Here is a 238-nt window from a genome sequence, read left to right on the forward strand (position 1 = left end):
TTCTTGGAGTCCTTCCTGACGTCCTTCTTGGTGCCCTTCCTGACGTCCTTCTTGGTGCCCTTCCTCGCGTCCTTCTTGGTGCCCTTCCCGGCGTCCTTCTTGGCGTCCTTCTTGGCGCCCTTCCAGACGCCCTTCAATAAACCCTTTCTGGTGCCCCTTCTGCTCCAGTTTCTGCGCTATTGTCATCAGTACCTCCTCATACCTCGGGGACTGTTCTGCCAGTCGCCGGATAAAACCC

1 pseudogene is annotated in these 238 nt (G+C 57.1%); it reads right to left on the minus strand.

The annotated features are described in order from the left end of the window. A pseudogene (locus ABR397_RS24065) lies at nt 1-186 on the minus strand (ISNCY family transposase); the annotation flags it as partial. Between the last annotated feature and the right edge of the window lie 52 nt (nt 187-238).

This window comes from Photorhabdus viridis (genome assembly GCF_040256935.1).
Lineage (GTDB): Bacteria > Pseudomonadota > Gammaproteobacteria > Enterobacterales > Enterobacteriaceae > Photorhabdus > Photorhabdus viridis.